At 44.0% G+C, this 13,848-nt stretch carries 16 protein-coding genes; 8 read left to right on the top strand and 8 right to left on the bottom strand.

Annotation, left to right across the window (positions count from 1 at the left end; all coding sequences use genetic code 11):
- Nucleotides 1-274 precede the first annotated feature (274 nt).
- From tnpA to rpsO, 5 genes are all read right to left on the bottom strand, one after another.
- Nucleotides 275-727, bottom strand: a complete 453-nt coding sequence (gene tnpA, locus Q3W13_RS03590; RefSeq protein ID WP_302861393.1) for an IS200/IS605 family transposase — start codon at nucleotides 725-727, stop codon at nucleotides 275-277.
- A 224-nt stretch (nucleotides 728-951) separates the two neighbouring features.
- A complete protein-coding gene (gene rpe, locus Q3W13_RS03585; RefSeq protein WP_302861391.1) occupies nucleotides 952-1,608 on the bottom strand; it encodes a ribulose-phosphate 3-epimerase in 657 nt (218 codons plus the stop codon).
- A gap of 132 nt (nucleotides 1,609-1,740) precedes the next feature.
- On the bottom strand, nucleotides 1,741-2,010 hold the full coding sequence (locus Q3W13_RS03580; protein ID WP_302861389.1) for a hypothetical protein: 270 nt from the start codon (nucleotides 2,008-2,010) through the stop codon (nucleotides 1,741-1,743).
- A gap of 177 nt (nucleotides 2,011-2,187) precedes the next feature.
- On the bottom strand, nucleotides 2,188-4,314 hold the full coding sequence (pnp, locus tag Q3W13_RS03575; RefSeq protein ID WP_302861387.1) for a polyribonucleotide nucleotidyltransferase: 2,127 nt from the start codon (nucleotides 4,312-4,314) through the stop codon (nucleotides 2,188-2,190).
- 206 nt (nucleotides 4,315-4,520) lie between these two features.
- On the bottom strand, nucleotides 4,521-4,799 hold the full coding sequence (rpsO, locus tag Q3W13_RS03570) for a 30S ribosomal protein S15 (RefSeq protein ID WP_302861386.1): 279 nt from the start codon (nucleotides 4,797-4,799) through the stop codon (nucleotides 4,521-4,523).
- A 187-nt stretch (nucleotides 4,800-4,986) separates the two neighbouring features.
- Here rpsO and Q3W13_RS03565 point away from each other — a divergent pair, with 187 nt between their 5' ends.
- Nucleotides 4,987-5,409: a thioesterase family protein gene (locus tag Q3W13_RS03565; protein WP_302861384.1), complete on the top strand. Its 423-nt coding sequence runs from the start codon at nucleotides 4,987-4,989 to the stop codon at nucleotides 5,407-5,409.
- A 142-nt stretch (nucleotides 5,410-5,551) separates the two neighbouring features.
- Here Q3W13_RS03565 and Q3W13_RS03560 read toward each other — a convergent pair whose 3' ends face one another.
- Entirely contained in the window at nucleotides 5,552-6,481 is a 930-nt protein-coding gene (locus Q3W13_RS03560) for a hypothetical protein (RefSeq protein WP_302861381.1), read from the bottom strand.
- 129 nt (nucleotides 6,482-6,610) lie between these two features.
- Here Q3W13_RS03560 and Q3W13_RS03555 point away from each other — a divergent pair, with 129 nt between their 5' ends.
- On the top strand, nucleotides 6,611-7,066 hold the full coding sequence (locus tag Q3W13_RS03555) for an Lrp/AsnC family transcriptional regulator (protein ID WP_302861380.1): 456 nt from the start codon (nucleotides 6,611-6,613) through the stop codon (nucleotides 7,064-7,066).
- A 209-nt stretch (nucleotides 7,067-7,275) separates the two neighbouring features.
- Here the strand turns inward: Q3W13_RS03555 and Q3W13_RS03550 are convergent, their stop codons facing one another.
- On the bottom strand, nucleotides 7,276-8,040 hold the full coding sequence (locus Q3W13_RS03550) for a class I SAM-dependent methyltransferase (protein ID WP_302861379.1): 765 nt from the start codon (nucleotides 8,038-8,040) through the stop codon (nucleotides 7,276-7,278).
- 49 nt (nucleotides 8,041-8,089) lie between these two features.
- On the opposite strand from Q3W13_RS03550, the gene Q3W13_RS03545 reads away from it, so the two are divergent.
- Nucleotides 8,090-8,974: a LysR family transcriptional regulator gene (locus Q3W13_RS03545; protein ID WP_302861377.1), complete on the top strand. Its 885-nt coding sequence runs from the start codon at nucleotides 8,090-8,092 to the stop codon at nucleotides 8,972-8,974.
- A 170-nt stretch (nucleotides 8,975-9,144) separates the two neighbouring features.
- Here Q3W13_RS03545 and Q3W13_RS03540 read toward each other — a convergent pair whose 3' ends face one another.
- The gene (locus Q3W13_RS03540) at nucleotides 9,145-9,447 is read right to left on the bottom strand and encodes a hypothetical protein (RefSeq protein WP_302861376.1); all 303 of its coding nucleotides are present in this window, start codon (nucleotides 9,445-9,447) and stop codon (nucleotides 9,145-9,147) included.
- A gap of 725 nt (nucleotides 9,448-10,172) precedes the next feature.
- Between Q3W13_RS03540 and Q3W13_RS03535 the strand changes: the two genes are divergently transcribed.
- From Q3W13_RS03535 to Q3W13_RS03515, 5 genes are all read left to right on the top strand, one after another.
- On the top strand, nucleotides 10,173-10,961 hold the full coding sequence (locus Q3W13_RS03535; RefSeq protein ID WP_302861375.1) for a PASTA domain-containing protein: 789 nt from the start codon (nucleotides 10,173-10,175) through the stop codon (nucleotides 10,959-10,961).
- Nucleotides 10,942-11,247 (top strand): rhodanese-like domain-containing protein, encoded by a 306-nt coding sequence (locus Q3W13_RS03530; RefSeq protein ID WP_302861373.1) that lies wholly within the window; start codon nucleotides 10,942-10,944, stop codon nucleotides 11,245-11,247. The genes Q3W13_RS03535 and Q3W13_RS03530 overlap by 20 nt, the downstream gene beginning before the upstream one ends.
- Nucleotides 11,248-11,257: 10 nt before the next feature.
- Nucleotides 11,258-12,313, top strand: a complete 1,056-nt coding sequence (gene mltG, locus Q3W13_RS03525) for an endolytic transglycosylase MltG (protein ID WP_302861371.1) — start codon at nucleotides 11,258-11,260, stop codon at nucleotides 12,311-12,313.
- A complete protein-coding gene (locus tag Q3W13_RS03520) occupies nucleotides 12,313-12,720 on the top strand; it encodes a thioesterase family protein (protein ID WP_302861369.1) in 408 nt (135 codons plus the stop codon). The genes mltG and Q3W13_RS03520 overlap by 1 nt, the downstream gene beginning before the upstream one ends.
- Nucleotides 12,721-12,842: 122 nt before the next feature.
- Nucleotides 12,843-13,811, top strand: coding sequence for a YihY/virulence factor BrkB family protein (locus tag Q3W13_RS03515; protein WP_302861368.1), 969 nt, complete (start codon nucleotides 12,843-12,845; stop codon nucleotides 13,809-13,811).
- Nucleotides 13,812-13,848: the final 37 nt, after the last annotated feature.

Below are 13,848 nucleotides of genomic sequence, written 5' to 3'. Positions count from 1 at the left end.
TAATTTGACAACAATAACAGAAGATATTTGCTTTTTTTGAAAAATGATACAATTCGCTTACAATTGCCGCGCCGAATTTTGAATATTAAAAATTTAGGGCGGGTTTATTGTAAGGCTGGCATTGGGTTTGACGGCGTTTTAACGATGGGCGTTGCCCATCGCTGACATATTTATCCCCTTCGGGGAATTTTTTTATTGATCCGGAGAACCCTGAAAGGGTTCAATATGCCAGCGCAGGGTAACACCCTGCGTGTAAGTACAAGCAGCGCGAAGTTCAATCCCACACATACCGTTCATCATATTCCACCCTATATTTTTCTAATATTTTGCGATACTCATCCTGAAATGTGTGCCGACTATGATGTTCATGTTGATTGGTTATATAAGTTGATACTTTCTCAACATCATTCGGAGAAACCGAAAATCCTCCATATCCATCCTGCCAATAAAAATGCATTAACGACTCATCTTTTGTTTTCATCCATAATGACGATTCGCGTTTTATTTCTTTTACAAAATTCATTAGTGCTACCTTTTTCGATAACATGCAGAGAACATGGACATGGTCATAATATCCACCTATTTTTATTGGCTGACATTCATAATTACTACAGATACCCGCAACATAGCTATATAATTCCGCTTCGTATTTCGGGAGAATCAACGGCTCCCGATTTTTTGTGCTGAAGACGATATGAATATAGTTTTTAACTAACGATTGTCCCATTATATTGTGATCACGGTTATAAAAAATACCTTGTTCGTAAAGTTTAAAACTTTAGATTGGTATAATGCGCCTAGTGTAATTGGATAGCCCCCCGTTTTAACGATGGGCGTTGCCCATCGCTGACATATTTATCCCCTTCGGGGAATTTGTTTTTTTAATCCGGAGAACCCTGAAAGGGTTCTATATGCCCAGCGCAGGGTAACGCCCTGCGTAATTCGTTGACATCACCCCCTCAACCTTTTCAACCCCGTAATAGCCCCCTTTTGGTCCGCAGCTGAAAACACCGAATTACCCGCCACCAATACATTCGCCCCTGCTTCAACCAATTTTGCTGCGTTAGCAGCATCCACTCCCCCATCAACTTCGATGTATAAACCGGGGTTCTTCTCTGATGCCAGCGTTCTTATATCGCCCAGTTTTTTATAAGTATTCTGAATAAACTTTTGACCGCCAAAACCGGGATTTACCGACATAATGAGCACCATGTCTAAATCGGCTACTATGTCATCAAGCAACAGCACCGGCGTATGCGGGTTAACCGCAACTGAAGCCCTGCAGCCCAGTTCTTTGATATACTGAACCGTGCGGTGCAGGTTCGGGCAGGCCTCATAATGTACGGTGATGCTTGCAGCTCCGGCATCTTTAAAGTTTTTTAGATAACGGTCGGGGTCAACAATCATCAGGTGCACGTCCAAATCCTTCCTGGCATGTTTTTTAACCGCATTCACAACAGGGAAGCCGAATGATATATTGGGCACAAACATACCGTCCATAATGTCGACATGTATCCAGTCGCCATCGCTTTCATTGATCATTTCAATGTCGCGCTGTAAGTTGGCAAAATCAGCAGCTAAAATGGATGGTGCTATCAGGTGATTCATGCTCAAAGATAAGTATTATGTTTAATAGGCGCCGATTTTCGTGACCAGGTTGCGGAACGAAAGAAAAGTTATTTAAAAGCGTTACAATACTTTGCAACCAGTATCCTGATTTTCAAGCCCTGGTCTTCAACACTAATCGCAATTCAGCAATAGGTCATAATATTTCTGCATGAGCACGGTGTCGTAGTTCACGAGGGAATTATAAGCTTCAGAAACAAGCTCATTGAGAATAGAGGACCCTAATTGGCCGCCGCCATTGGGAATTGAATCGTAGTAAGTAATCAGTTCTTTTACCCGTATGATCTCATACAATAGCAACTGAACCAAATCCGCCGGTGATCCTGATTGTATACCCGAATTATTATTGATAAAACCTAAAGGGTCGTTATTAACAGCAGTCATTTTTATAACCAGGGATCGGAATAAACGGTTTTTTTAGTTAAACATTTAATAAACTATAAGTGCAAAATATTCTATTTTGTTTTAAAAATTTTCAAAGTAAAATATAAAACCCTCTTGTCGAGGGTCTTATATTTTATTGGGTAGATTAAGTTATTAACTTAACCCCATCTTTCCAGCTTAGTTTTTAGGCTCGGGCCTGGGAAGCAAAACTTTACGCGAAAGCTTCAATTTACCCTGCTTATCAATATCCAGTAATTTTACGCGCACTTCATCACCAACCTGGAAGATGCCATCCATAGTTTCGAACCTTTTGTGGTCGATTTCAGAGATGTGCAGCAAACCATCTTTACCGGGCATAATTTCAATGAACGCGCCAAACGGCATTATCGATTTTACTTTACCCTCGTAAATTTCGCCTACTTCAGGTTTTGCAGCGATAGCGCGTATGCGGCTAACAGCCTTATCAATAGACTCCTTGTTATCGGCAAATATCTGTACGATACCCTGGTTACCAACTTCCTCGATGGAGATAGTGGCGCCGGTTTCGCGTTGCATTTCCTGGATGATCTTACCACCAGGGCCGATAACCGCACCGATAAATTCCTTATCGATTTTGATGGTGATAATACGCGGTGCGTGCGGCTTGTAATCTGCACGTGGCTCGGTAATGGTTTTAGCCATTTCACCAAGAATATGCAAACGACCGGCTTTTGCCTGTTGTAACGCTTCAGCTAACACTTCGTATGATAAACCGTTAATCTTTAAGTCCATCTGAACTGCGGTGATGCCGTTGGCAGTACCGGTTACCTTAAAATCCATATCACCTAAATGGTCTTCGTCACCTAAAATATCTGAAAGAACAGCATATTTGGTGCCCATTTCATTGGTGATCAAACCCATCGCTATACCTGATACAGGAGCCTTTATCTTAACACCTGCATCCATCAGCGCCAACGTACCTGCGCAAACGGTAGCCATCGATGATGAACCATTTGATTCGAGGATATCAGAAACAACGCGAATGGTGTAAGGGTTTTCATCGTCGGATGGCAGCACCTGCTTTAACGAACGCATAGCCAGGTTACCGTGGCCGATTTCGCGGCGGCCGGCGCCCCTGTTCGGACGAACCTCGCCGGTTGAAAAGCCCGGGAAATTATAGTGCAGCAAAAACTTCTGATAACCGTTTATAAACGCGCCATCAATCATTTGCTCGTCATCCTTGGCGCCTAAAGTTACTGTAGTTAACGACTGTGTTTCGCCACGTGTAAATATCGCAGAGCCGTGAGCGGATGGCAGATAGCCAATTTCGCTCCATATCGGACGGATCTGCGTGGTAGTACGTCCATCCAGGCGTTTGCCTTCGTCGAGCACTAAATTGCGGATCGCATCGTACTCAACTTCGTGGTAGTATTTTTTAGCGAGGAACAATGTATTATCATCAATTTCGCCAAGAGTTTCTATAAACTCGTCGCGTACCGCTTTAAATTTCGCAGCGCGTTCGTCTTTTGCAGAAGCCTCACCTGCAACAGCATATACCTTGTCATACGTAGCAGCGTAGATAGCCTTCTTCAGGTCTTCATTGCTGGTTTCGTGGCAATAAACGCGTTTCTCGGTCTTTCCAGCCTCTATGGTCAGTTCTTTTTGAATAAAGCACTGTACTTTTATGGCCTGGTGAGCAAATTTAATTGCTTCTACCATTTCTTCTTCCTGTATTTCTTTGCATTCGCCCTCAACCATGTTGATGTCATGCTCAGAACCGGCAACTATCAGCTCAAGAGTGGCTCTTTCAAGGTCGCTCAAGGTTGGGTTGATCACCAGCTGACCATCTATCTTAGCTACGCGGACTTCTGAAATCGGCCCGTTAAAAGGGATGTCAGAAACGGCTAACGCTGCAGATGCCGCCAAACCGGCAAGGCAATCAGGCATAATGTTCTTGTCAGCAGAAATAAGGGAGATCATCACCTGTGTATCAGCGTGATAATCTTCAGGGAACAATGGGCGCAAAGCGCGGTCAACCAAACGCGAGATCAACACCTCATAGTCTGATAAACGTGCCTCGCGGCGTAAAAAACCTCCCGGGATACGGCCGGTAGCGGCGTATTTCTCCTGGTAGTCAACTGATAGGGGTAAAAAATCAACGCCTTCTTTTGCTTCGGGCGACGATACAACGGTGGCAAGCAGCATGGTGTCACCCATTTTTACTACAACAGATCCATCTGCTTGTTTGGCCAGTTTTCCGGTCTCGATCTCAATGGTGCGGCCGTCACCTAAATCAATAACCTTTTTAATTACATTTAAACTCATCTTGTTTGTGTTTTGGCATGCTTTTCATCTTTCGGAGCACACCGGTTTTTTATGTTTGTGTATATTGTTTCAATTAATAAATCAGCTTTAGCGGCTGTGCAGAGAATTCGTGGTTTATAATCGCTTTTTGCGGGTAAAATAATTACGCAAAAGTAAAAAAGCCATCCTGAAAAATCGGACGGCTTTTTATTAAATTTCCAGGAAAGTTATTTGATGATATCCCTTAGCTGCAGGGCTTTGATGATAGCACGATATCTTTCAATGTCTTTATTGTAGAGGTAGGCCAGCAATGCGCGGCGTTTACCAACTAGTTTTTGCAGCGATAACTGGGTTGAAAAATCTTTTTTGTTTTTTTTCAAGTGACCGGTTAAATGCGCAATGCGATGTGTAAATAAAGCTACCTGACCTTCGGCTGAACCTGTGTCAGTTGCGCCTTTACCATGTTTTGCAAAGATCTCTGCCTTTGCTTCTGAACTTAAATACATTACCTGAATAATATTAAAGCGTAAATATTTGATTAATTGTGGCTGCAAAGGTAGTGTTTGTTTGTGGATTATGCAAGAATTGTTTTAATGTTGCAACGTTGAAAGGTTGTAATGTTGTTAGCTTAAAGTACTGATAATTTTTTATAACTTTTCAACTTTGCAACATTTTAACTTTACAGCAAAATTTATGGAAACACCTTCCACCTACTCCACCTTCGAAACTGAATTTCGTGTGCGGCCTGATGATATCGATATGTTTCATCATGTACACAACAGCAAGTATTTTGATTACGTGCTGGCTGCCCGGTACGATCAGATGGAACGATGCTACGGCATGGCCATGGAAAAATTCATGGAACGCGGCTTTGGCTGGGTGGTACGCACCGCACATGTGGACTACAAGCGCCCGCTAACCATGAGCGACTATTTCATCGTAAAAACCGGTATCGAAACCATCGACGATAAGGGCTGCCGGGTAAAATTCAGCATTACCAATAAAGCCACCGGCAAACTCTGCTGCGACGGCTGGTTTGATTATACCATGATTGACATGGCCACCGGCCGCAGCGCAAGGATACCTGAAGATATTATTGCGCATTATACTGTTTGATGTTCGGATTTCTGATGTGCGTATGTGCGAATGAAAAATGCATGGATAATGGAGGCATTAACACTATCCGCACAGCTACATATTTGCACACCCTCACATCATTTTTTCCGATCCGCACATCAGAAATCCGCACATCCGCACATCAATGCAGTTTTTCTATCTCTCCAAAATCCACCGTATAAATATCGGCTAATCCGTTGCCCGGGCTTTGCAGGCGCTTATTAAACTCTTTCATATTTTCAGCCCTGGCTGGCGTGGCAGACCAGGTATTGCGTGTGCTGCCGAAATAAAACCACTTCTTATCGCGGGTTACTTTGGGAGCCCATTCTATACCGTCGGAGTTTAAGGGTTCGGGGAGTTTTACGGCTTTTGTCCACACCCCGTTTTTATTGTAGCTAATGTAAAAATCAAGCCGTGCAAGACCGTTTGGGGTTGAGTTATAAATTAAGTACGATTCATCGGGCGCAATAAAAGCCTCATAATCATTACCCGGCGTATTAATGGCGCCACCCAGGTTTTCAGCAGGCAGGTATCTGTCGTTTTCAAATTTGCAGCGCCAAATATCGCTTCCGCCTAGCCCGCCTTTTCTGGTTGAGCCGAAATAAATATCGCCGTTATCTGCCAGCGTTGGATAATATTCATCTAACTCACTGTTAACAGGCGCTTCCATGCGCACAGGTTTACTCCAGCCATTGGCGCCAAGAGTTACCTTCCAGATGTCGGTATCATCCTTTACCGGGTCACCATCTTTTAGCGGACGATTAGACATATAATATAAGGTTTTACCGTCACGGGCCACAAACGGATCAGCATCCATATAGTGGCCCGAAAATGACGCTATTTCCGGGTTAGTCCATTTACCATTACGTTTATAGCTTACGCAAATGGCGGATACCTTAAGATCGTAACTGGTTTTAATGAAATAGACGGTATCACCGGTGGGCGAAAAGGTGGCATGCGTTTCATAATCGCCGGTGCTGATTACGCCGGGCGCAAAAATCTGCGGGGTGGTTTGGGCGGATACCGTTCCGGCAAGGAAAAGGGATAAAAAAAGAATGGTGTTCAGTTTCATGGTTTATTATTGATCTACATTTTTTTGTGTAAAGACGTCTTCTTTGAATCAAATTTACCTTCAAAACCCATCCTTCGTATTTGAATATTAACGTCCAACACATATCTTGCGAAAGATTTAAAGGTATTTATGGAAAAAAGTTCAATAAGCAAAGCAATAGGCGAGTTAAACGCAGCGATATTGGAAGAACTGGAAGCCGATGCCCGGATTTCGATAACCGAAATTGGCAAGCGTGTGGGCCTGAGCGGTCCGGCGGTGAGTGAGCGTATTAAAAAAATGGAAGACGAAGGCATCATAACCGGCTATACCACCAACCTGGACTATGACCAGGTGGGTCTGACGGTAAATGCATTTATCACCCTAAAATCGAGCCTTACCCATGCGGGCGTGATAAAAAAGATTGAAGAGATACCGGATATACTGGAATGCTACAGCATTACCGGCTATAATTGTTTGATAATGAAAGTTGCCACATCCACCACCAAGCGGCTGGAAACTATCATCTGGCAATTACAACAATTTGGAGAAACAAATACTTCGATTGTATTATCGGAGGCCTTTAAGAAGAGGGGGATATTCGGATGATGTTTTATTGATGTCCCCACAGGTTGTCTCATAGAGGAACCTGCGTTCCGGTCGGCCGTAGCGGAGGCATTGGTTTCCAAATATACATTGTGGAGCGCAGGTTCCTTTTCAAGAGAACCTGCGGAGACGGGAGCGGGGTAATTGTTCATGCAGCGCAGGTTCCTTTTCAAGAGAACCTGCGGAGACGGAAACTCAAGATACCAGAAGCCTCACTTTATCCCGCCAAAAGCAGCAAAGCACGAGTTTTTATGCAGCACTTCCACTTGTTTAAAGCCCACTTTGTCCATTAATTGTAACTGAAAGTTTAAAGATCGCGGCGTATCCTCATGGGCTACATAGTCCAATACTTTTTGGCGATATTCTGGTCCGCCCAGCGCGTCAAGGTAGTCCTTATATCTATCGGCAAATAATTTAGCTAAAGGCGGGGAATCGTGAGTTATCAAATCCGAGATCCAAATGCTGCCGCCTGGCTTCAGCGTTTTGTAAAACTTGTCGTATACAGCCTCCCAATCCGCGTCATCGCGCAAATGATGAAGGGTGGCTGCAGCCAGGATGATGTCATAGTGGTTATCCGGCAAATTAAGGTTGCGCATGTCATCCTGCAATAGCGTTACTGTTCCCTTAGTTTGTACCGATACCCGTTCTTTGGCCCTTTGCAGCATAGGCATGCTCAGGTCGTTAAGTGTGCAATTAAGATTACTAATCTTGCTAAGCATCTTTAATGTATAGTTTCCTGCCCCGCAGCCTATATCCAACAGTTCCTTAGCATCTGGATTAACATATTTAGCGGCTTCTGTGCAAAGCTCCATGGTGAGCGGTGCATCGATGGTGGTTGCCTGACCTGTATCCAGGTTCGAAAAACGTTCTACATCATTATCGAACCGGGCTCTTATCTCGTCATTTGTGGATTTGGTTGAATAATCTATTTGCATAATTGTGCTTCTTGTTTTGACAAAGCTATCTGCTTTTATCATATTTGAAAAATATCAATTTTATCAATAATTGATACCCTGTAAGTATCGCATGGAATTACGACATCTTATATATTTTAAAACGGTAGCCGATGAACTGCATTTCAGGAAGGCGGCCGAAAAACTTTTTATTTCGCAACCGCCGTTAAGCCGCCAGATCAAAGAACTGGAAGAAGAGCTCGGCGTTCAGCTTTTCTCGCGCAGCAACAAACGTGTAACATTAACTGATGCTGGTGTGTTTTTTAAAGCACAAGCTGAGGCTATATTGGCAAGATTGGAAGAAAGCAAAAGCACCGTCAAACAAATTCATTGCGGAGAAAGCGGCGAGTTTAAAATAGGCTACATCAGTTCCGTTTACCAAAGTCATTTGGCTGAGGTTTTAAAATCTATGCATCAATTGTTCCCATATATCAAAACCAGCCTGTACGAAGTGCCTACCATAACACAGGTGCAAGAGTTGGAACTGGGAAAGCTGGATGCCGGTATATTACGGGCGCCGGTACATTCCGAAAAGCTCACCGTAAAAAGCTTATTTTTCGACCCCTTTGTGGTGGTAGTTCCATCGAGGGAGAAGCAATTTAAGGGTAATCAAGAACTGGTGTCGTTCATAAAAAACAGTCCGTTCATCTTTTTTAACAAGGAATTTGCACCCCAATACAACGATAAGCTAATCGAAATCTGTGAACGTATGGGCTTCAGGCCCGACATAACGCACGAAGCCAACAACGTGCACTCGATACTGCAATTGGTTGAGGCCGGTTTAGGCGTATCTATTTTGCCGGCGTCGCTGCAACAGCAATATGGCGATCTGCGGGTGTCATTTATCCGGCTGGAGGATATCCCTGTAAATACGGAGGTGGTGTTGGCCTATAAATCATCCAACAAAAGTGCGGCGTTGAAGTGGTTTATCGAAAATTATGACGGAAGGGCGGGGTGAAATTGTTATTCCCCACTTGAGAGGGTGCGTGCTGATTGTGTAGTGGCGGGGGTGTGTCCGACGTCATACCTCGTAAGCTTCACAGCTCCTTCATGCCATACGGACTAATACTCCCCTCTACTCCTCACACGAGAGGAAACGCACAGCCATACGCTTTTTTGGAAGTGCCATCAATCCGATCCTGCCACCATCTTCTGCTTGTAATACCTCCCATAAAAAGTCGCAAATTCCATCCCGGTATTCACCACCGCCGTTACCCATAACAGCCGGAACAATATCATCCAAAAAACAACTACAAACAAAAAGAATACCCATAGCATATACTTTTCCATGTCCAGGCCGATGTAATATAACAGGCAATGGAAAAGCATCAGCGTGCCAATAGCGGCGAGCAATAGCTCAATAGCAGTCACCGGACTAAACCTGCTAAATAACCAAATAATTTCCGGCAGCAGCAGTACAATGTAAACCACGATAAAGTTAAAAAACAGCTTAACCCGGCTATAAGGGAGTTTGCGGGTAAATCTCAGCCATTTTTCCTCGAAGACACGGTTTTCAAATATTAGCCGTAAATGCGCAACTACTACTGATAAAATTTCTTACAGGTTCTTTTAAAAACGTCGTATTGACATTGTTCTATCCAACACCGCCCCATCTTATGAATTACAGCCAACGGCATAGTTTCCGCTGACAAAACTTTGTCACCACTATTATAAACTATTTTCGGTATTTTTGTGTTGATCCTCATCCAGTACTTTGAAAAAGCTGCTACTCTGTATTAACCGCGGCGCATCTTTTAAATTTTTTTAAAATTTTGGAGCGCGTTTTTATGCCGAAACAGGCAAAAAAAATCAATTTTTCTAAGTTGAAATATCCCAAATGCAGCTTTTATACCGAATGGCCATAATGGTTTTAGCCCGTTTCTGACCACTTTTTGTAGATAGGCAAAACGGCTTAAGCCCATTTTCGGGATGCTTTTTGTTACGGGCAAAACGCATTATACCCGTTTCCAGCCCATTTTCGTTACAGGCTAAAGTTGTTATGCCCATCTGCATTTTGATATTTTCGCCGAAATTTGCACTAATCCGGGTATCAACACCGTTAGCAAAAATGACAAATCCGAAATCTAAAATCCGGATTCCGAAATAAAAAATTCCTATGTTTGGTTGCGAATTACTTCTAATCCCTATAAAAACGAATGAGTAAATTTTGGTCGTATTTAAAGACAAGGCAATTCAGGGTAAACCTGCTGTTAGCGGCGGCTACGTTGGTTGTTTTTGTTATGATAGTAATCTTTGGGTTAAACATTTACACCCGCCATGGCACCGGCATACCGGTACCACAGCTTAAGGGCATGCAGATAGAAAAGGCCATGAGCCTGCTTAAAGACCAGGGCTTTGAGTTTAAAATAGACTCGGTGTACGTGCTTGATCAAACACCTGGCGCCGTTATAGAACAAGATCCGGACGCCGGAACCAATGTAAAGGAAAATCGTACCATATACCTTACCGTAGTTACCCGTTTGGCGCCGCCCATCAGCATGCCCGACCTCGAACCCTATACTTATCGCGAAGCTGCGGCTACGCTGGCCAATTTCGGTCTGAAGGTTGGCGATACGATCTATAAGGCTGATATCGCGCGCGACCGTGTGCTCGAGATGCGTTTCGGTGGTCAGCCGATTAAGGCAGGCACTAAAATTCCGAAGGGCTCGCGGATCGACCTGGTACTGGGTAACGGCGAGGGAGCCGCCGAAGTGGAAATTCCGGACCTGATGAACAAAGATTTTGATGAGGCAAAATTTGTGATCCGCAACAGCGGATTAACACTAGGTACCATTACCTACCAGGGGCCGATAACCGATTCAACCAGCCTGGTAGTGGTTGCCCAAACGCCGATGAGGGTAGATTCCACCAGCAAGGCCAGTAATGGCACCAGGATTAACTTAACGGTGTCGCAAGGAAAAAAAGATGCTACCCTCAATCAGTAGCCACGAGCTGACAGAGCGCATGCAGAAAGGTGAAAAGCTAAACCTGCTTGACGTAAGGGAACGAATTGAATACCATACTTACAATATCGGCGGGATCAACATACCGCTGAAAGATTTGGAAAGCAGCATTGATGACCTGACATATAACAAAACTGATGAAATCATTGTTATCTGCAAAGTTGGGCTGCGCAGCGGAACAGCCGCCGAACTGCTGAAACAAAAAGGCTATCAAAAGGCACGCAATTTAACGGGAGGATTACTAGCCCTCCGGAAATTACAATCGTAAAAGAAGAAAAATGACCACAAAAAAAGCATCATCCGGCGGCACTTTAAGAAAGTTCGTCGTAGTTATGGTGGCTATACTCCTGATAGCGATAGGCTTTACCGGCCTTAACTATTATTTGAAGTACTATACCCCTAACGTAACAAATAAGCAAGAATATTTATATATACACACCGGCGCAACCTTTAAGGACGTATATGATACCATTAAAACCAAAGGTATAGTAAAGGATACTGCTTCGTTTTATAAAGCGGCAGAGAACATGAACTATTTAACCCGCGTTAAACCGGGCCGCTACCATTTAACCGATGGTATGAGCAACCGCCGCCTTATTAATATGCTGGCGTCGGGCACGCAGCAGCCCGTTACGCTGTCGTTCCATAATATACGTTTAAAAACAGATTTTGCCGGCTTTGTGGCGCGCCGCCTGGAGCCAGATTCGGTATCTATACTGCGCCTGCTCGATTCGGCAGATTTCGTTAAGCAATACGGCTTTACTACTGATAACGTGTACGTAATGTTTATGCCGAATACCTACAGCATGTACTGGAACACCTCGCCGGAAAAGTTCTTTAAAAAGATGTATGCCAATTACGAAAAGTTCTGGACACCTGAGCGTAAGCAAAAGGCGGCAGCAATCAATTTAACCGAGCCTGAGGTAATTATCCTGGCATCCATTGTTGACGCGGAAGCGCTGCACGACAGCGATATGCCGATAATTGCGGGCCTCTATCTGAACCGGCTCAGGATCGGCATGAAGCTGGAAGCCGACCCCACGGTGATTTTTGCAGAAAATGACTTTACCATCAAACGCGTGCTCGCCAGGCAATTGCTCATTAATTCCCCATATAATACCTATATGTACAAGGGGTTGCCGCCGGGACCGATCATGATGCCATCTATTGCCGCTGTAAATTCAGTATTGGACTACCAGAAGAGCAATTACCTTTATATGTGTGCTAAAGCGGATTTTTCGGGGTATCATGCTTTTGCCTCCACCGTTGAAGAGCATTTAAAAAATGCCCGTGCATTTCAGCACGCGCTTAACGAACGTAATATCAAAAAATAATGTTCGAGCATTCTACTAAATTGCGGGTTCGGTATGGCGAGACCGACCAGATGGGCTATATGTATTACGGCAACTATGCCAGCTTTTATGAAGTAGGCCGTGTAGAAATGCTGCGCAGCCTGGGCCTTACCTATGCAGGCATGGAAGAGTCGGGCACCATGATGCCGGTGGTTGAGCTGAACTGCCGCTATCTGAAGCCTGCTTTATACGATGAGGAAATTACTATTCGTGTAATAATGGAAGAGATGCCCCGCATCCGAATCCATTTTAAGTACGAACTGTATAACGAAAAGCAGGAACTGATCAATACCGGCGAAACATTGCTGGTGTTCGTCAATATGCAAACCAACCGCCCCTGTATTGCCCCGCGATATTTTCTGGATAAAGTAAAGCCTTTTTTTGAGTAAGTTTGGCGAAGCTTGCTGCACGCTTTAATCAAGCCTTTACTTTTGAAAGGATAGGGGAAATCGCTGCAGCTCAAGAAGGAGGCAACCAAATGCTTCTGGTGACCAACCCGAAAGTATTTTAAATGAAGTGGGCACATCGCATTTTTTTAAGATTTAAGTTTTACCGGCGGTTTATCAATTGGTCGAAGGGCTATATCCTGCCCGGTTTTCATCCGTTGCCACTGTATGACGTAGCTGCATTTTTCGCACACGAAATACAGCAGCGCACCCTGCTTAACAAGGCGTCGGCGCTGGCATTTAACTTTATGCTTGCGTTTTTCCCCGCCACCATTTTCCTGTTTACCCTGATACCTTACATACCGATTAAGGATTTCCAGGGACAATTATTAAGGCTGCTCTCAACTGTGCTGCCTTATAATGCATATATGGCTTTCCAGGCGACAATCGAAGACATCATACATATCCACAATGGCAAATTATTGTCAATAGGCTTTTTATCTGCACTTTATTTTGCCACCAATGGTATCAGTAACCTTATGCAGGCCTTTAACCGGTCATCGCTCATCATCGAGAAACGCACCTGGCTAAAGCGGCGAACCATAGCGTTGTCGTTAACAGTGGTCATCAGCCTGGCGCTTCTGCTTGCTATTTCGCTGCTTACAGTCGGCGAAGCGGTATTAACGTTTATAAAAGCCCATGTATTCCAAAAAAATCACTTTTGGATATACGTGTTTATGCTGGCGCGATGGGTAATCGTAGTGCTGATATTTTTTTTCAGTATATCAACGCTGTATCGTTATGGCCCGGCCAATAAACAAAAGTGGAAGTTTAAAAGTACGGGTTCGATACTGGCAACGATACTGGCTGTTATAACCTCGGTAGGATTTGCCTATTATATCAATAACTTTTCGTCGTACAATAAACTATACGGCTCCCTGGGCGGATTAATTATACTGATGCTCTGGCTGTATTTAAATTGCCTCATCCTGTTGATCGGATTTGAGCTCAATGCCAGCATAGAATATTCAAAGCGGAACATTAAGGAAGAGAAACCAATGTTCAACAGGTTCAGACCGAAGCCGGTTCAATAGGTTTTTAAGCGGAATTTCGTTTCAAACTCAGTCTCAA

The sequence above is a fragment of the Mucilaginibacter sp. L3T2-6 genome, from assembly GCF_030519355.1.
In the GTDB taxonomy this organism is placed as follows: domain Bacteria; phylum Bacteroidota; class Bacteroidia; order Sphingobacteriales; family Sphingobacteriaceae; genus Mucilaginibacter.
Note: the sequence above shows the minus strand (reverse complement) of the source record. Positions and strands in the feature narration are given on the sequence as shown.

What these genes read in the sequence shown, in the direction of transcription:
- pnp (WP_302861387.1), bottom strand. Translation starts at nt 4,314, where the DNA reads ATGAGTTTAAATGTAATTAAAAAGGTTATTGATTTAGGTGACGGCCGC.
- tnpA (WP_302861393.1), bottom strand. Translation starts at nt 727, where the DNA reads ATGGGACAATCGTTAGTTAAAAACTATATTCATATCGTCTTCAGCACA.
- Q3W13_RS03515 (WP_302861368.1), top strand. Translation starts at nt 12,843, where the DNA reads ATGAAGTGGGCACATCGCATTTTTTTAAGATTTAAGTTTTACCGGCGG.
- Q3W13_RS03555 (WP_302861380.1), top strand. Translation starts at nt 6,611, where the DNA reads ATGGAAAAAAGTTCAATAAGCAAAGCAATAGGCGAGTTAAACGCAGCG.
- rpsO (WP_302861386.1), bottom strand. Translation starts at nt 4,799, where the DNA reads ATGTATTTAAGTTCAGAAGCAAAGGCAGAGATCTTTGCAAAACATGGT.
- Q3W13_RS03535 (WP_302861375.1), top strand. Translation starts at nt 10,173, where the DNA reads ATGAGTAAATTTTGGTCGTATTTAAAGACAAGGCAATTCAGGGTAAAC.
- Q3W13_RS03565 (WP_302861384.1), top strand. Translation starts at nt 4,987, where the DNA reads ATGGAAACACCTTCCACCTACTCCACCTTCGAAACTGAATTTCGTGTG.
- Q3W13_RS03545 (WP_302861377.1), top strand. Translation starts at nt 8,090, where the DNA reads ATGGAATTACGACATCTTATATATTTTAAAACGGTAGCCGATGAACTG.
- Q3W13_RS03560 (WP_302861381.1), bottom strand. Translation starts at nt 6,481, where the DNA reads ATGAAACTGAACACCATTCTTTTTTTATCCCTTTTCCTTGCCGGAACG.
- Q3W13_RS03520 (WP_302861369.1), top strand. Translation starts at nt 12,313, where the DNA reads ATGTTCGAGCATTCTACTAAATTGCGGGTTCGGTATGGCGAGACCGAC.
- Q3W13_RS03580 (WP_302861389.1), bottom strand. Translation starts at nt 2,010, where the DNA reads ATGACTGCTGTTAATAACGACCCTTTAGGTTTTATCAATAATAATTCG.
- Q3W13_RS03550 (WP_302861379.1), bottom strand. Translation starts at nt 8,040, where the DNA reads ATGATAAAAGCAGATAGCTTTGTCAAAACAAGAAGCACAATTATGCAA.
- Q3W13_RS03530 (WP_302861373.1), top strand. Translation starts at nt 10,942, where the DNA reads ATGCTACCCTCAATCAGTAGCCACGAGCTGACAGAGCGCATGCAGAAA.
- rpe (WP_302861391.1), bottom strand. Translation starts at nt 1,608, where the DNA reads ATGAATCACCTGATAGCACCATCCATTTTAGCTGCTGATTTTGCCAAC.
- mltG (WP_302861371.1), top strand. Translation starts at nt 11,258, where the DNA reads ATGACCACAAAAAAAGCATCATCCGGCGGCACTTTAAGAAAGTTCGTC.